The following is a 14,904-nucleotide window of genomic DNA, read 5'->3' as shown; positions in this document are numbered from 1 at the left end:
TTTCAAAAGAAGATTACATAGTTGGAGGTTCTTATGAGTAACGCGAAATATGAACGTGTCGTTTTAAAGTTAAGTGGTGAAGCATTAGCCGGTGAAGATGGCTTTGGTATTAATCCTAAAGTGATTAAGTCTATTGCTGAACAAGTAAAGGAAGTAGCTGATTTAGACGTAGAGGTAGCCGTTGTTGTTGGAGGCGGTAATATTTGGCGTGGGAAAATCGGAAGTGAAATGGGCATGGACCGTGCGAATGCCGACTATATGGGAATGCTGGCAACGGTTATGAACTCGTTAGCTTTACAAGACAGTTTAGAGCAGCTTGGAATTGAGACGCGCGTCCAAACGTCTATTGAAATGAGACAAGTAGCCGAGCCTTATATTCGCAGAAAAGCGATTCGTCATCTGGAAAAGAAAAGAGTTGTTATTTTTGCGGCAGGTACAGGAAATCCGTACTTCTCTACTGATACAACGGCAGCGCTTAGAGCAGCTGAAATTGAAGCAGATGTTATTTTAATGGCGAAGAATAACGTAGATGGTGTTTATAATGCTGACCCAGTGAAAAATGCAAATGCTGTGAAATATGATGAACTTTCTTATTTAGATGTGTTAAAAGAAGGTTTAGAAGTTATGGATTCAACGGCATCATCGCTTTGTATGGATAACGACATTCCATTAATTGTCTTCTCAATCATGGAAAAAGGTAATATTAAACGCGCTGTATTAGGTGAAACTTTAGGAACAATCGTAAGGGGGAAATAAGATGCCAAAACAAGTCATTTCAAATGCAAAAACGAAAATGGAAAAAGCGATTAGTGCATATACAAGAGAATTAGCGACAATCCGTGCGGGCCGTGCTAATGCTTCTTTACTTGACAAAGTTTTCGTTGATTATTACGGTGCACCGACACCAGTTAACCAATTGGCGGGTATTTCAGTTCCAGAAGCAAGGCTTTTAGTTATTCAACCGTATGATAAAACTATTTTGGGTGAAATTGAAAAAGCGATTCTAAAATCAGACTTAGGATTAAATCCTACAAATGATGGTTCATTAATTCGAATTGCTATTCCTGCTTTAACAGAGGAGCGTCGTAAAGAGCTTGTAAAAGTTGTGAAGAAAGAAGCGGAAGAAGCGAAAATTGCTATTCGTAACATTCGTCGCGATGGAAATGATGACCTGAAGAAGCTTGAGAAAAACGGTGAAATTACAGAAGACGATTTACGCGGGTATGCAGATGATATCCAAAAAATGACCGATCAACATATTAGCAAAATTGATGATATTACAAAAGATAAAGAACAAGAAATTTTAGCTGTATAATCGAGTTAGCTACTTATCTTTAGATAAGTGTATTGAGAAAAAGAGCCTAATCCATAAAACATGTTATGCAATAACAGCGGTTGAGAACCTTTTTTATGATCTTGCGAAATGTTGCTGCATACATGAGGGTGGAGAAGGCTCTTTTTATTTGAAGGACTTACATATTTCAAGTGAAAAGAATAGAGGTAATAGGCCTATTTTTAAATCAGGAAACGAGTCTTTTTTTGTGATAATAATAGGAGTTCTTTGCTTTTTTTGATATGATTAAGTAAATTCTTTTGTTTATTTAAAAGATTGTTTTTCGCATACTAACGTTTTGTTTAGTATAATAATCTAGATGTTGCTGTTATAAAGTGTATTTATTGGGGGACTAGAATATGTATTCAATATGGAAGCGTTTCGTTAAGAAGGATGCTTCTTCCGATTTAACAGATCGAATTCAGCGTATAAGAGAGTTTGGGGTTCCTCAGCATATTGCAATCATTATGGATGGGAACGGACGTTGGGCCAAAAAAAGAGCACTTCCTCGTGTGGCCGGTCATCATGAAGGAATGAAAGTTGTTCGTAAGATTACGAGAATGGCTAATCAATTAGGGGTCAGTGCATTAACCGTTTATGCTTTTTCTACAGAGAATTGGAAACGACCAAAGACCGAAGTAGAGTACTTGATGAAATTGCCTGAAGAATTTCTAGGTTCGTTTTTGCCGGAGTTAATTCGAGAAAATGTAAGAGTGGAAATGATTGGTGATTTCACTACTCTTCCTGCCCATACTCAGCGTGCGGTTCAAAAGGCAATCGATGATACGAAAGATAACGATGGCCTAGTGTTAAATTTTGCCTTGAATTATGGCAGCCGCGCTGAAATTGTAAAGGGCGTGAATAATGTCTTAAAAGATGCACAAAAGGGTATATTAAAGGGTGACATTTCAGAGGATGTCTTTTCTCGTTATTTAATGACAAGCACTTTGCCAGATCCGGACTTATTAATTCGGACAAGTGGTGAAATTCGTTTGAGTAATTTTATGCTATGGCAGTTGGCTTATACGGAACTGTGGTTTACTGAAGTATTATGGCCGGATTTTAATGAAACACATTTGCTTGAAGCGATTGAAGTGTATCAAAAGCGTGCGCGAAGATACGGTGGCGTGTAATTTAGAAGGTGAGGATTAATAGAGGTATGAAGCAACGAATAATTACAGCAATCATTGCAGCAGCTATTTTTGTTCCGCTTGTGATTGTTGGGAAGTTGCCATTTTTGCTGTTAGTGTATGCAATGGCTACAATTGGATTATATGAATTATTAAGAATGAAGAACTTGCACAAACTTTCCTTTGTGTCAGTTATCTCGTATGTATTATTGTGGATTATATTATTGCCGCAAGAGTATACAGATTTTTTAACAAACAATGACTATGATAAAACTCAGATCATGCTAATTGGTGGGCTATTATTTTTAATTTTTTCTGTTGTATCGAAAAATCGCTTTACATTTGATGATGCTGGATTTTTATTATTAGCGATCGTATACGTGGGCATCGGTTTTTATTTTATGTATGTGACACGTGAAGCTAAGCTAGTATATATCTTCTATGCGTTGTTCACGATTTGGGCAACAGACTCGGGTGCTTACTTTGTCGGTAAAGCGATTGGTAAGAGGAAATTGTGGCCGGAAATCAGTCCGAATAAAACAATTGAAGGGTTTTTCGGCGGTTTGGCGTTTGGACTAATTGTTGGAATCGGATTCTATTTATTTACACCTGTTGGGGATTCGTTTTCGTTAGTTAAAGTGTTATTAATGAGTCTTATGATATCTGTATTTGGTCAATTAGGCGATCTTGTTCAATCCGCTTATAAGCGCCATTATGGTGTAAAGGATGCAGGAAAGCTGCTGCCAGGACATGGTGGGATTTTAGATCGAATGGATAGTTTAATATTTATTTTGCCAATTCTACATTTATTTCATGTTTTGTAATAAAGATATAAATAAGCGTGTGTTGAGTAGTCGTTAGGAGTGGAATGGGAATTGAAGTATATTAGTTTGTTAGGGGCAACAGGATCGATTGGACAACAAACAATCGATGTTGTACGAAATCATCCCGAACAATTTAGTTTAGTTGCGTTATCAGCGGGAAGAAATATAGATTTAGTAAGAACATACATAAACGAATTTAAGCCAGAACTTGTATCTGTACACACAAAAGAAGATTGTGATACGTTAAAGGGTGAATTTGGCCATGAACAGATGACCTTCATGTATGGAGAAGAAGGACTTGTCGCTGTAGCAATTTATGAGAAGGCTTCTATTTTGGTGAATGCTGTAATTGGCAGCGTAGGCCTTGGTCCAACACTTCAAGCGATTGAGGCGGGTAAAGACATTGCTCTTGCTAATAAAGAAACACTGGTGACAGCAGGGCATCTTGTTATGAATGCTGTCAAACAAGCCGGCGTACAGCTGCTTCCGGTAGATAGCGAGCATTCAGCTATTTTTCAAGCATTGCAAGGGGAGCAGGAGAAGAATATTGAGCGTCTTGTCATTACAGCCTCTGGCGGCAGCTTTCGCGATCGGACGCGTGAACAGTTAGTTGGAGTAACAGTAGAAGAAGCGTTGAATCATCCGAATTGGTCGATGGGAGCCAAGATTACAATTGATTCGGCATCGATGATGAATAAAGGGCTGGAAGTCATTGAAGCACATTGGTTATTTGATCTACCATATGAACAAATTGATGTATTATTACACCGAGAAAGTGTGATTCATTCGATGGTTGAATTTCATGATTCAAGTGTCATGGCACAGCTCGGTACACCGGATATGCGCGTTCCAATTCAATATGCACTCACATATCCAGATCGATTGCCGCTTGTCGGAAGAAAACGATTAAATTTAGCCGATTTTAGTAAGCTGCATTTTGCGGAAATGGACTTTGATCGATATCCTTGTTTGCGATATGCCTATGACGCTGGTAAAATGGGCGGCACAATGCCAACGGTGTTAAACGCAGCGAATGAAGCCGCTGTAGCCGTTTTTCTAGCTGGACAAATATCCTTTTTAGATATTGAAATGTTGATTGAACAAGCGATGAATCGTCATCAAGTTATCGCTCATCCGGATTTAACAACGATTCGAGAAGTCGATCAAGAAACAAGACAGTTGATTCATACATTATTGAAAAAGAGGTGATGGGCTTTGCAAACAGTAGAAACTCTTTTGGCATTTATCGTTATCTTTGGAGCGCTTGTTTTCTTTCATGAGTTAGGGCATTTAGTGTTTGCTAAACGTGCGGGTATTTTATGTCGTGAATTTGCCATCGGAATGGGTCCAAAGGTGTTTACGTATAAAAAGAATGAAACGCAATATACTATTCGTTTATTGCCGCTTGGTGGCTATGTTCGAATGGCTGGTGAAGATGCGGATAACGTGGACCTTAAGCCGGGTTATCGTGTTGGATTAGTAATGGATGAAGAAGAAAATGTTACAAAAATTATTTTAAATAATAAAGATAAATACCCAGATATTCGTTTAGTGGAAGTAGAACGAGTAGATCTTGATCATAAACTGTTTTTAACGGGATTTGAGGAAGGAGACGAAGAGACACTTAAATCATTCTCGATTCATCCTCAGGCTGTTATCGTAGAAAATGGAGTGGAAAATCAAATTGCACCATATGATCGTCAATTTCCTTCTAAATCACTTGGTCACCGTGCTATGACGATTTTTGCTGGGCCGATGATGAACTTTGTGTTAGCTTTCTTTATCTTCCTCATTATCGGTTTGTTTCAAGGGGTAGAAGTGGATGAAGCTAAGCTAGGTAAGTTAACGGAAGATGGACCGGCTCTTACATCAGGCCTGCAAACAGGAGATCGCGTTGAATCGGTGAACGGAGCGGAAGTTTCATCATGGACAGATGTACAAGAAAATATTCAAAGTAATCCTGGGAAAGAAATTGAATTTGTTGTCGTTCGTGATGGTGAAACATTAACTATTCCGGTTGTACCTAAAGAAATCGAACGAGAAGGTAAAACGATTGGTATTATTGGTGTGTATCCGCCGGTTGAAAAAGATATTTTAAAATCGATTCAATATGGTTTTACACAAACATATTTTTGGACAAAGCAAATTTTTATCATTCTTGGTGACCTTGTAACAGGCGGCTTTACGATTGATAGTTTGTCTGGTCCAGTTGGGATTTATAAATCTACAGAAGAAGTGGCGCAACAAGGAATTTTTGTTTTAATGAAATGGGCAGCACTTCTTAGTATTAATCTTGGAATTATGAATCTTCTCCCATTGCCTGCTCTAGATGGTGGACGACTTTTATTTTTCTTAGTAGAGTTCTTACGAGGAAAACCAGTTGATCGTCAAAAAGAAGGGCTTGTACATGTTATCGGTTTTGCTTTATTGATGCTGTTAATGATTGTTGTAACATGGAATGACATTCAGCGCTTTTTCTTATAATGAATGAAATCAGCAGAAAATTTTCTGCTGATTTTTTTGTATTGTTATGACTAGGCTGAAAGATTCCTGAAACCTTGATTTCGAGTAAAATGGGTCCTGAATTGTTTTATCAAAAAATAGTTTACTACAGCTATTTCGGCTTCATCAGCAGGGGGAGGCGTATCGTGAAGTAGGAGAGAAAGTTTAATTTCTTAAAAGAAGTAAAGCATAAGGAATGGATATCAGCTTTTCCATTAGGAGCGACAAGTCGTATTTTTCTAAAAATAGTTTGTTTTCCTCCTAAATCGTACGGTATAATCTTATTTGATGATAAGAACTGTTTTCTTTTCAGCGCTCGATTTTAAGAAGCGCTTTGTTTGGTTGAAGGAAAAAGGTGGAGCTGCGCTAAACTTAATAAGTGCTGCAACCTTATTGGGTGAGTGGAAATGCTTCTGCTATATATTCCTTCATAAATAAATGGTGGCTTTAAAACGCCATATTCGTTTTGTATAAATGTGTATTTGAAGAGGTGCAAAGATGAAGCAAAGTATGACATTAATTCCTACATTGAGAGAAGTTCCTGCTGATGCTGAAATTAAGAGCCATCAGTTGTTACTGCGTGCAGGATATATGAGACAAAATTCAAGTGGTGTGTACAGCTTTATGCCGCTTGGGAAAAAAGTGTTACAAAAAGTAGAAGCGATTGTTCGTGAAGAAATGGATAATGCGGGTGCAGTTGAACTATTAATGCCAGCCCTTCAACAAGCTGAGTTTTGGCAAGAGTCTGGTCGTTGGTATACATATGGACCAGAGCTAATGCGTTTAAAGGATCGAAATAATCGTGAGTTTGCGCTAGGAGCGACACATGAAGAAGTCATTACGAGCTTAATTCGTGATGAAGTAAAATCATATAAACGTTTGCCATTGACTTTATATCAAATTCAAACGAAATTCCGTGATGAAAAGCGTCCTCGCTTCGGATTATTACGTGGCCGTGAATTTATTATGAAAGATGCGTATTCTTTCCATGCAAGTCAAGAAAGCTTGGATGAAGTATATAACCGATTATATCAAGCGTATTCGAATGTATTCGCTCGCTGCGGATTAAATTTCCGTGCGGTTATTGCGGACTCAGGTGCGATGGGAGGAAAAGATACTCACGAATTCATGGTTCTTTCTGACATTGGAGAAGATACAATTGCTTATTCAGATAGCTCTGATTATGCGGCCAATGTAGAAATGGCGCCGGTTATTACGAGATATGAAAAATCTGAAGAAGCAGAAGCAGCGCTTGAGAAAGTGCATACACCTGGACAAAAATCGATTGAAGAAGTATCGGCATTTTTGGATACTGACGCAACGAAATGCATTAAAACATTACTGTTCCAAGTCGATGATAAACAGGTTGTTGTGTTAGTTCGCGGCGATCATGAAGTCAATGATATTAAATTAAAAAATTACTATAATGCTTCTGTTGTGGAACTTGCTGAGCCAGAGGCTACGAAAGAAGTTCTTGGCTGTGCAATTGGTTCACTTGGTCCAATCGGTGTAAGCGATGGTATAGAGGTTATTGCAGATGCAGCTGTGGAGGCAATTGTTAATGGAGTTACAGGTGCGAACGAAGAAGATTATCACTATATCAATGTGAATCCAGGCCGTGATTTTACTGTAACGGCTTATGTGGACCTTCGTTTTATTCAAGAAGGAGATCTTTCTCCAGACGGAAACGGTACCATTCAATTTGCCAAAGGAATTGAGGTTGGTCATGTCTTTAAACTTGGTACGAGATACTCTGAAGCAATGAATGCTGTATATCTTGATGAAAATGGACGTACACAACCGATGATTATGGGTTGTTACGGGATTGGGGTATCTCGAACGGTTGCAGCGATTGCGGAACAATTTAACGACGAGAAAGGCTTGGTTTGGCCGGGAAATATTGCTCCATATCAAGTTCATTTAATCCCAGTGAATATGAAAGATGAAACACAAGCGACTGTTGGAGAAGAATTATATAGCGAACTAAAAGCTGCAGGTTTTGATGTGTTAATGGACGACCGTCAAGAACGTGCTGGTGTGAAATTTGCTGACTCTGATTTAATTGGACTTCCAATTCGCGTAACGGTTGGTAAAAAAGCAGCAGAAGGTATTTTGGAAGTGAAAATTCGTAAGTCAGGTGAAGTAGTAGAAGTTAATCGCTCTGAATTAGCAGCGAAAATTAGAGAGCTATTAGGTTAATTCAATCATATAGACACGAAAGACATCATTCATATGAATGGTGTTTTTTGTTTGGCTGTTTCTAATCCATATAATGCGTTCGAGTATGGTATAATAACCTCTGTTCAAAAAGGATTTCTAAGAAAAATTTAAGATAAGGAGAGAGAGAATGGATCAAAATAGCGGTCGAGAAAGATTTCAACTCTTGCTCCAACAATTAGGTTTAACGGACGATGCGTTCGTTCAATTTTTTAATGGGGCTGAAATTGAAAAGTTGTCGATTGAGCGACAATCGAAAACGTGGCATTTTCTGTTTAAGCTTCAACAACTAATACCATCTAGCGTGCATATGCGCCTTCGAACACAGTTAACGAGTACGTTTGCTCATATTGCTAATGTGTCCTTTTCACTTAATGTTGTAAATCCACAGATGAGTGAAGAATTAGTTAAGGACTACTGGAGGCAGTGTTTAGGTGAGCTTGAGGGCATGTCTCCTGCATTATTATCTCTTTTACAGGGACAGGAGCCAAAGGTTGTTGGTCATCGTCTTATGGTGAACGCCCGCAATGCGGCAGAAGCAGGACAATTGAAACAAAAATATTCTCGTTTTATTTCAGATATTTATCAATCTTACGGTTTTCCGACACTATCTCTGGATGCAGAAGTTCTGCCTGAAGAGAGCGGAGAGGATTATCAACAGTTTCTTGAAGAGAAGCAAAAAGAAGATGAAGCTAAGGCATTTGCTGCACTCGTTGAAATGCAGAAGAAAGCATCAGAACAAGCAGTGGATGATAGTGTGTATGAAGGACCTGTTAAAATCGGTTATACGATTAAGGAAGATGCAGATTTCCGACGCATTGAGGAAATTATTGATGAAGAACGCCGAATCGCGATTGAAGGATTTGTGTTTGATGCTGAAGTGAAGGAGCTTCGCAGTGGTCGTAGTTTGTTGACGTTTAAAGTGACGGACTATACAAGTTCCATCCTTGTTAAAGTATTTTCGCGCGATAAAGAAGATGCGGTTATGCTTTCTCGCGTAAAAAAAGGAATGTGGGTCCGTGCTCAAGGAAGCATTCAGAACGATACATTCGTTCGTGACCTTGTGATGATTGCTAATGATATTAATGAAATTTCGAAAATAGGTCGCCAAGATACAGCTCCAGAAGGAGAAAAACGAGTAGAGCTTCATTTGCACACACCGATGAGTCAAATGGATGCTGTTACTCCGACTTCCGCACTCGTTGCTCAAGCAGCGAAGTGGGGTCATAAGGCGGTGGCTATTACGGACCATGCGGTTGCTCAGTCTTTCCCGGAAGCGTATAGTGCCGGCAAAAAGAATGGGATAAAAATTTTATATGGTGTTGAAGCAAACCTGGTTGATGATGGTGTGCCAATTGCTTATAACGAAGCCAATCGCGTGTTAGCTGATGATACGTATGTCGTGTTTGACGTAGAGACGACGGGGCTTTCTGCTGTTTATGATACGATTATCGAACTTGCAGCAGTGAAAATTAAAGAAGGAGAAATTATTGATCGATTTGAATCCTTTGCAAACCCGCATCATCCGTTATCAGCAACGACAATTGAGTTGACGGGGATTACTGATGATTTAGTCGAAAATGCTCCTGACGTTCCAGAGGTGTTAGAAAAGTTTCGTGAGTGGACAGGCGATAGTATTTTAGTTGCGCACAATGCCTCCTTTGATATGGGATTTTTAAATATTGGTTACAAACAAATGGGACATCCGAAGGCGAGTAACCCAGTTATTGATACACTAGAACTCGGTCGCTTTTTATATCCTGAATTTAAAAATCATCGTTTGAATACGTTATGTAAAAAGTTTGATATCGAATTAACCCAACATCATCGTGCAATTTACGATGCTGAGGCAACAGGATATTTATTGTTAAAAATGCTCAAAGATGCGGATGAAAAAGGAATTACTCATCATCACCAGTTTAATGATAATATGGGACAAGGGAATGCTTATCAACGTTCACGTCCATATCATTGTACATTGTTTGCTCAAACACAAGATGGTTTGAAAAACTTATTTAAGCTGATTTCTCTTTCGCATGTAGATTATTTTTATCGTGTGCCGCGTATTCCACGTTCGCAGTTACGAAAGTATCGCGAAGGAATTTTAGTCGGATCAGGCTGTGATAAAGGTGAAGTGTTTGAAGGGATGATGCAAAAAGGCTTTGAAGAAGTTGAGGAGCTTGCTGAGTTTTACGATTATTTGGAAGTGCATCCGAAAGAAGTGTATCAGCACTTAATAGAGATGGAATATGTACGTGATGAAAAATCACTCGAGACAATTATTTCAAATATTGTGAAGCTAGGAGAAAAACTAAATAAGCCTGTTGTTGCAACAGGAAATGTTCATTACTTAAACCCAAATGATAAAATTTATCGCAAAATATTGATTGGTTCACAAGGTGGAGCAAATCCATTAAATCGCCATAAGCTTCCAGACGTTCATTTTCGTACGACAGATGAAATGCTTAAAGCATTTCAGTTTTTGGGTAAAGAGAAGGCGAAAGAAATCGTTGTAACAAATACGAATCAAATTGCTGATATGATTGAAGAAGTGAAGCCGATTAAAGATGATTTGTATACGCCAAAAATTGAAGGCGCTGATGAAGAAATGCGCGAGATGAGTTATGGCATGGCGAGGAAAATTTACGGTGAAGATTTGCCTGAAATCGTAGAGGCACGACTTGAAAAAGAATTGAAAAGTATTATCGGACACGGCTTTGCGGTTATTTATTTAATTTCGCATAAATTGGTGAAAAAATCACTCGATGATGGATACTTAGTTGGTTCGCGTGGTTCCGTTGGTTCATCGTTTGTTGCGACAATGACAGAAATTACAGAAGTGAATCCATTGCCGCCGCATTATGTGTGTCCAAATTGTAAAAAATCAGAGTTCTTTGATGATGGTTCAGTCGGTTCGGGCTTTGACTTACCAGATAAAGATTGCCCAGCGTGCGGCACGCGATATAAAAAAGATGGACATGATATTCCGTTTGAGACATTTCTTGGTTTTAAAGGGGATAAGGTTCCGGATATTGATTTGAATTTCAGCGGTGAGTATCAGCCTCGTGCTCATAACTATACGAAAGTACTGTTCGGTGAGGAATATGTCTATCGTGCTGGAACGATTGGTACGGTAGCAGAGAAAACGGCCTATGGGTATGTGAAAGGGTATGCGGCGGATCATAATCTTCATTATCGAGGTGCGGAAGTAGATCGTCTCGTTTCCGGCTGTACCGGTGTAAAACGAACAACAGGTCAGCATCCAGGAGGTATCATCGTTGTGCCGAATTATATGGATGTTTACGACTTTACACCAATTCAATTCCCGGCTGATGATCGCAATTCTGAGTGGAAAACGACACATTTTGATTTCCACTCGATTCATGACAATATTTTAAAGCTTGATATACTAGGACACGATGATCCAACTGTTATTCGGATGCTGCAAGATTTAAGCGGCATTGATCCAAAAACCATTCCGACGGATGACCCGGTTGTAATGAAAATTTTCAGTAGTCCAGAGTCATTAGGCGTGACGGAAGAACAGATTATGTGTAAAACAGGAACACTTGGTATTCCAGAATTCGGAACAAGGTTCGTGCGTCAAATGTTAGAAGATACGAAGCCGACGACTTTCTCAGAACTTGTACAAATCTCTGGATTGTCGCACGGTACGGACGTATATCTCGGCAACGCGCAAGACTTGATTCATAATAAAACGTGTACGTTAAGCGAAGTAATTGGTTGTCGTGATGATATTATGGTGTATTTAATTTATCAAGGCTTAGACCCATCACTTGCGTTTAAAATTATGGAATCAGTAAGGAAAGGGAAAGGGCTATCGGAGGAATTTGAAGCCGAAATGCGTAAGAACGAAGTTCCGGAATGGTATATTGATTCTTGTAAGAAAATTAAGTATATGTTCCCTAAGGCCCATGCTGCGGCATATGTATTAATGGCGGTTCGGATTGCTTATTTTAAAGTCCATTTGCCGCTGCTTTATTATGCTGCGTATTTCACGGTTCGAGCTGAGGATTTTGAAATTGAAGCGATGACACGTGGTTCGCAAGCCATTCGTTCAAAAATTGAAGAAATTAACGACAAAGGGTTGGATGCATCCACCAAGGAAAAAAATACGTTAACAGTGTTAGAATTAGCACTCGAAATGTGTGAGCGTGGTTTTTCATTTGCTAAAGTAGATTTATATAAATCGAGTGCGGATGAATTTATTATTGAAGGCAATTCATTAATTCCGCCATTCAACTCGATTCCAGGTCTTGGAACGAATGCGGCAATCAATATTGTGCGTGCTCGTGAGGAAGGGGAATTCCTTTCAAAAGAAGATTTGCAACAACGAGGGAAAGTTTCAAAAACGATTCTTGAATATCTCGATAAACAAGGTTGTTTAGAATCGCTGCCTGACCAAAATCAGTTATCATTGTTTTGATACGGTTTGATAAAAGGCTTTAAAAAACTTGTTAATTTGCATAAATTACTGAATTGTGGTATATTTTTAGTGGAAATACTAAGAGGAACCAATGGAAAGAGTGGGGAAACCCACTCTTTCGTGTTTGTATTGACCCATTATTAGAATAATCCATTACCAAGCGCGTAAGCCACATGTTTGGAGGAAACAAATTGAGTAAAAAGGTAACCGAAATAGTAGAAGAACTTGTCACACCAATTCTTGAGGATTTACAACTTGAATTAGTGGAAGTAGAGTATGTTAAGGAAGGAAGCTGGTTCCTTCGTGTCTACATTGATAAAGAAACAGGCGTAGATATTGAGGATTGTGGAACTGTCAGTGAAAAATTAAGTGAAAAGCTTGATGAGGTTGATCCGATTCCACAAAATTATTTTCTCGAAGTTTCATCACCGGGTGCAGAAAGACCTTTAAAGAAAGATAAAGACTTTCAAAAAGCAATCGGGAAAAATGTGTACATAAAAACATACGAGCCTATTTTAAATGAAAAAGAATTTGAAGGCACTCTTATGGCGTTTGACGGTCAGGAAGTTACGTTAGAAGTCAAGATTAAGACAAGAAAGAAAACGGTTGTCATTCCATATGACAAAGTAGCTAAAGCAAGATTAGCCATTAGCTTCTCTTAATATGTATATTTTATTATAAAAATCCGTAAGGGGGATCAACCATGAGCAGTGAGTTATTGGATGCTCTCTATATTTTAGAAAAAGAAAAAGGAATCTCAAGAGAGGTATTACTTGAAGCTATTGAGGCAGCGCTGATTTCAGCATATCGTCGCAATTTCAATCAGGCACAGAATGTTCGAATTGATTTAAATCTTGGAAAAGGAACAATGCGTGTGTTTGCGCGTAAAGACGTCGTGGATGAAGTATTTGATTCACGCCTTGAAATTTCCTTAGAAGAAGCAAAAAAAATCAATCCGAATTACCAACTTGAAGATGTAGTAGAGATGGAAGTTACACCGAAAGACTTCGGACGTATTGCGGCTCAAACAGCGAAGCAAGTTGTAACACAAAGAGTACGTGAAGCAGAACGCGGTATCATCTATTCAGAGTTTATTGATAGAGAAGAAGATATTATGACGGGAATTGTACAGCGTCAAGATTCTCGTTTTATTTATGTGAGTCTTGGGAAGATTGAGGCGTTGCTTCCGGTCAATGAGCAAATGCCAAACGAACAGTATAAGCCGCACGACCGTATTAAAGTATTTATTACAAAAGTAGAAAAAACATCAAAAGGACCGCAAATCTTTGTATCACGTTCACATCCAGGTCTGTTAAAGCGCTTGTTTGAAATCGAAGTTCCTGAAATCTTTGACGGAACAGTAGAAATTAAATCAGTGGCTCGTGAAGCAGGGGATCGTTCGAAAATCTCTGTGTATGCTGATAATGAAGAAGTTGATCCAGTTGGTTCATGTGTTGGTCAAAAGGGACAACGCGTTCAAGCGATTGTCAATGAACTAAAAGGTGAAAAAATTGATATTGTTAAATGGTCAGAAGATCCGGTTGTTTTTGTTGCCAATGCGTTAAGTCCTTCTAAAGTACTTGAGGTTATTGTTAATGAAGAAGAGAAAGCAACGACGGTCATTGTACCAGACTATCAATTATCGCTTGCGATTGGTAAACGCGGTCAAAACGCTCGTTTAGCAGCAAAGCTAACAGGCTGGAAAATCGATATTAAGAGTGAAACAGAAGCGCGTGAAGCTGGCATTTATCCGGTTGAGGAGCAAGAGTTTTTGTTAAACCGAGACAGCTATGTGGAAGATGAAGAAGATTTTATTGAGGATAATGAGTAAGTAAGGGGTGAGCGAATTTGAAAGCCCGAAAAAAAATTCCTATGCGTAAATGTGTGGCAACTGGCGAAATGAAGCCGAAAAAAGAGCTGATTCGAATCGTTCGCTCAAAAGAAGGAGAAGTAAGCATCGATCTGACTGGTAAGCAATCAGGTCGTGGTGCTTATTTAACACTTGATCGTGATGTTATTGAGTTAGCTAAGAAGAAGAACGTCTTAGCTAACCAACTCAGCGTTCAAATTGATCCTTCTTTATATGAACAATTGCTTGAACTAGTGGATAAGGAGAAACACTAACCATCATGACCCAACAACAATGGATGTCTCTATTAGGTTTGGCCAATCGAGCGCGTAAACTAATTTCTGGTGAGGAATTAGTCGTCAAAGAGGTTAGAAGCGGAAAAGCAAAACTTGTCCTTTTGGCAAGTGATGCTTCTAAAAATACAGAAAAAAAAATATCTGATAAGTGCGCATATTATCAGGTTCCTTTAAAAAGAGTCGAGAACAGGTCTTTGCTTGGTCAAGCGATTGGCAAAGAAGCGAGAGTTGTCGTCGCCATACTGGATGAAGGTTTTGCACAAAAACTCCGAACGCTGCTCGATTAAATTTTACGGGGGTGAACGT

At 38.9% G+C, this 14,904-nt stretch carries 12 protein-coding genes; all 12 read left to right on the top strand.

All coding sequences use genetic code 11. The features are described 5' to 3' along the window. Positions 1-33 precede the first annotated feature (33 nt). A complete protein-coding gene (pyrH, locus tag D1953_RS07475) occupies positions 34-756 on the top strand; it encodes a UMP kinase (RefSeq protein WP_119116535.1) in 723 nt (240 codons plus the stop codon). Position 757: 1 nt separating this feature from the next. Then, positions 758-1,315 carry a ribosome recycling factor gene (gene frr, locus D1953_RS07470; RefSeq protein ID WP_119116534.1) on the top strand — a complete coding sequence of 186 codons (558 nt, stop codon included), beginning with the start codon at positions 758-760 and terminating at the stop codon, positions 1,313-1,315. A 377-nt stretch (positions 1,316-1,692) separates the two neighbouring features. Next, complete coding sequence (locus tag D1953_RS07465) at positions 1,693-2,466, top strand: undecaprenyl pyrophosphate synthase (RefSeq protein ID WP_119116533.1); 774 nt, start codon at positions 1,693-1,695, stop codon at positions 2,464-2,466. A gap of 26 nt (positions 2,467-2,492) precedes the next feature. Next, a complete protein-coding gene (locus D1953_RS07460; protein ID WP_119116532.1) occupies positions 2,493-3,287 on the top strand; it encodes a phosphatidate cytidylyltransferase in 795 nt (264 codons plus the stop codon). A 51-nt stretch (positions 3,288-3,338) separates the two neighbouring features. Beyond that, positions 3,339-4,496, top strand: a complete 1,158-nt coding sequence (dxr, locus tag D1953_RS07455; protein ID WP_119116531.1) for a 1-deoxy-D-xylulose-5-phosphate reductoisomerase — start codon at positions 3,339-3,341, stop codon at positions 4,494-4,496. 6 nt (positions 4,497-4,502) lie between these two features. Beyond that, on the top strand, positions 4,503-5,771 hold the full coding sequence (rseP, locus tag D1953_RS07450) for an RIP metalloprotease RseP (RefSeq protein WP_119116530.1): 1,269 nt from the start codon (positions 4,503-4,505) through the stop codon (positions 5,769-5,771). A 516-nt stretch (positions 5,772-6,287) separates the two neighbouring features. Further along, on the top strand, positions 6,288-7,988 hold the full coding sequence (locus D1953_RS07445) for a proline--tRNA ligase (RefSeq protein WP_119116529.1): 1,701 nt from the start codon (positions 6,288-6,290) through the stop codon (positions 7,986-7,988). A gap of 148 nt (positions 7,989-8,136) precedes the next feature. Next, the gene (locus tag D1953_RS07440) at positions 8,137-12,453 is read left to right on the top strand and encodes a PolC-type DNA polymerase III (RefSeq protein ID WP_119116528.1); all 4,317 of its coding nucleotides are present in this window, start codon (positions 8,137-8,139) and stop codon (positions 12,451-12,453) included. 191 nt (positions 12,454-12,644) lie between these two features. Continuing rightward, a complete protein-coding gene (rimP, locus tag D1953_RS07435; RefSeq protein WP_119116527.1) occupies positions 12,645-13,115 on the top strand; it encodes a ribosome maturation factor RimP in 471 nt (156 codons plus the stop codon). Positions 13,116-13,156: 41 nt separating this feature from the next. Then, positions 13,157-14,284, top strand: a complete 1,128-nt coding sequence (nusA, locus tag D1953_RS07430; RefSeq protein WP_119116526.1) for a transcription termination factor NusA — start codon at positions 13,157-13,159, stop codon at positions 14,282-14,284. 17 nt (positions 14,285-14,301) lie between these two features. Next, positions 14,302-14,577 carry an RNase P modulator RnpM gene (gene rnpM, locus D1953_RS07425; protein ID WP_182480541.1) on the top strand — a complete coding sequence of 92 codons (276 nt, stop codon included), beginning with the start codon at positions 14,302-14,304 and terminating at the stop codon, positions 14,575-14,577. Between the two features lie 5 nt (positions 14,578-14,582). Next, positions 14,583-14,885 carry a YlxQ family RNA-binding protein gene (locus D1953_RS07420; protein ID WP_119116525.1) on the top strand — a complete coding sequence of 101 codons (303 nt, stop codon included), beginning with the start codon at positions 14,583-14,585 and terminating at the stop codon, positions 14,883-14,885. The last annotated feature ends 19 nt before the right edge of the window (positions 14,886-14,904 follow it).

The sequence above is a fragment of the Peribacillus asahii genome, from assembly GCF_003570725.1.
Lineage (GTDB): Bacteria > Bacillota > Bacilli > Bacillales > DSM-1321 > Peribacillus > Peribacillus asahii.
Note: the sequence above shows the minus strand (reverse complement) of the source record. Positions and strands in the feature narration are given on the sequence as shown.

Coding starts and splice junctions, on each gene's coding strand:
- pyrH (WP_119116535.1), top strand. CDS start 34: ATGAGTAACGCGAAATATGAACGTGTCGTTTTAAAGTTAAGTGGTGAA.
- frr (WP_119116534.1), top strand. CDS start 758: ATGCCAAAACAAGTCATTTCAAATGCAAAAACGAAAATGGAAAAAGCG.
- D1953_RS07465 (WP_119116533.1), top strand. CDS start 1,693: ATGTATTCAATATGGAAGCGTTTCGTTAAGAAGGATGCTTCTTCCGAT.
- D1953_RS07460 (WP_119116532.1), top strand. CDS start 2,493: ATGAAGCAACGAATAATTACAGCAATCATTGCAGCAGCTATTTTTGTT.
- D1953_RS07445 (WP_119116529.1), top strand. CDS start 6,288: ATGAAGCAAAGTATGACATTAATTCCTACATTGAGAGAAGTTCCTGCT.
- D1953_RS07440 (WP_119116528.1), top strand. CDS start 8,137: ATGGATCAAAATAGCGGTCGAGAAAGATTTCAACTCTTGCTCCAACAA.
- nusA (WP_119116526.1), top strand. CDS start 13,157: ATGAGCAGTGAGTTATTGGATGCTCTCTATATTTTAGAAAAAGAAAAA.
- D1953_RS07420 (WP_119116525.1), top strand. CDS start 14,583: ATGACCCAACAACAATGGATGTCTCTATTAGGTTTGGCCAATCGAGCG.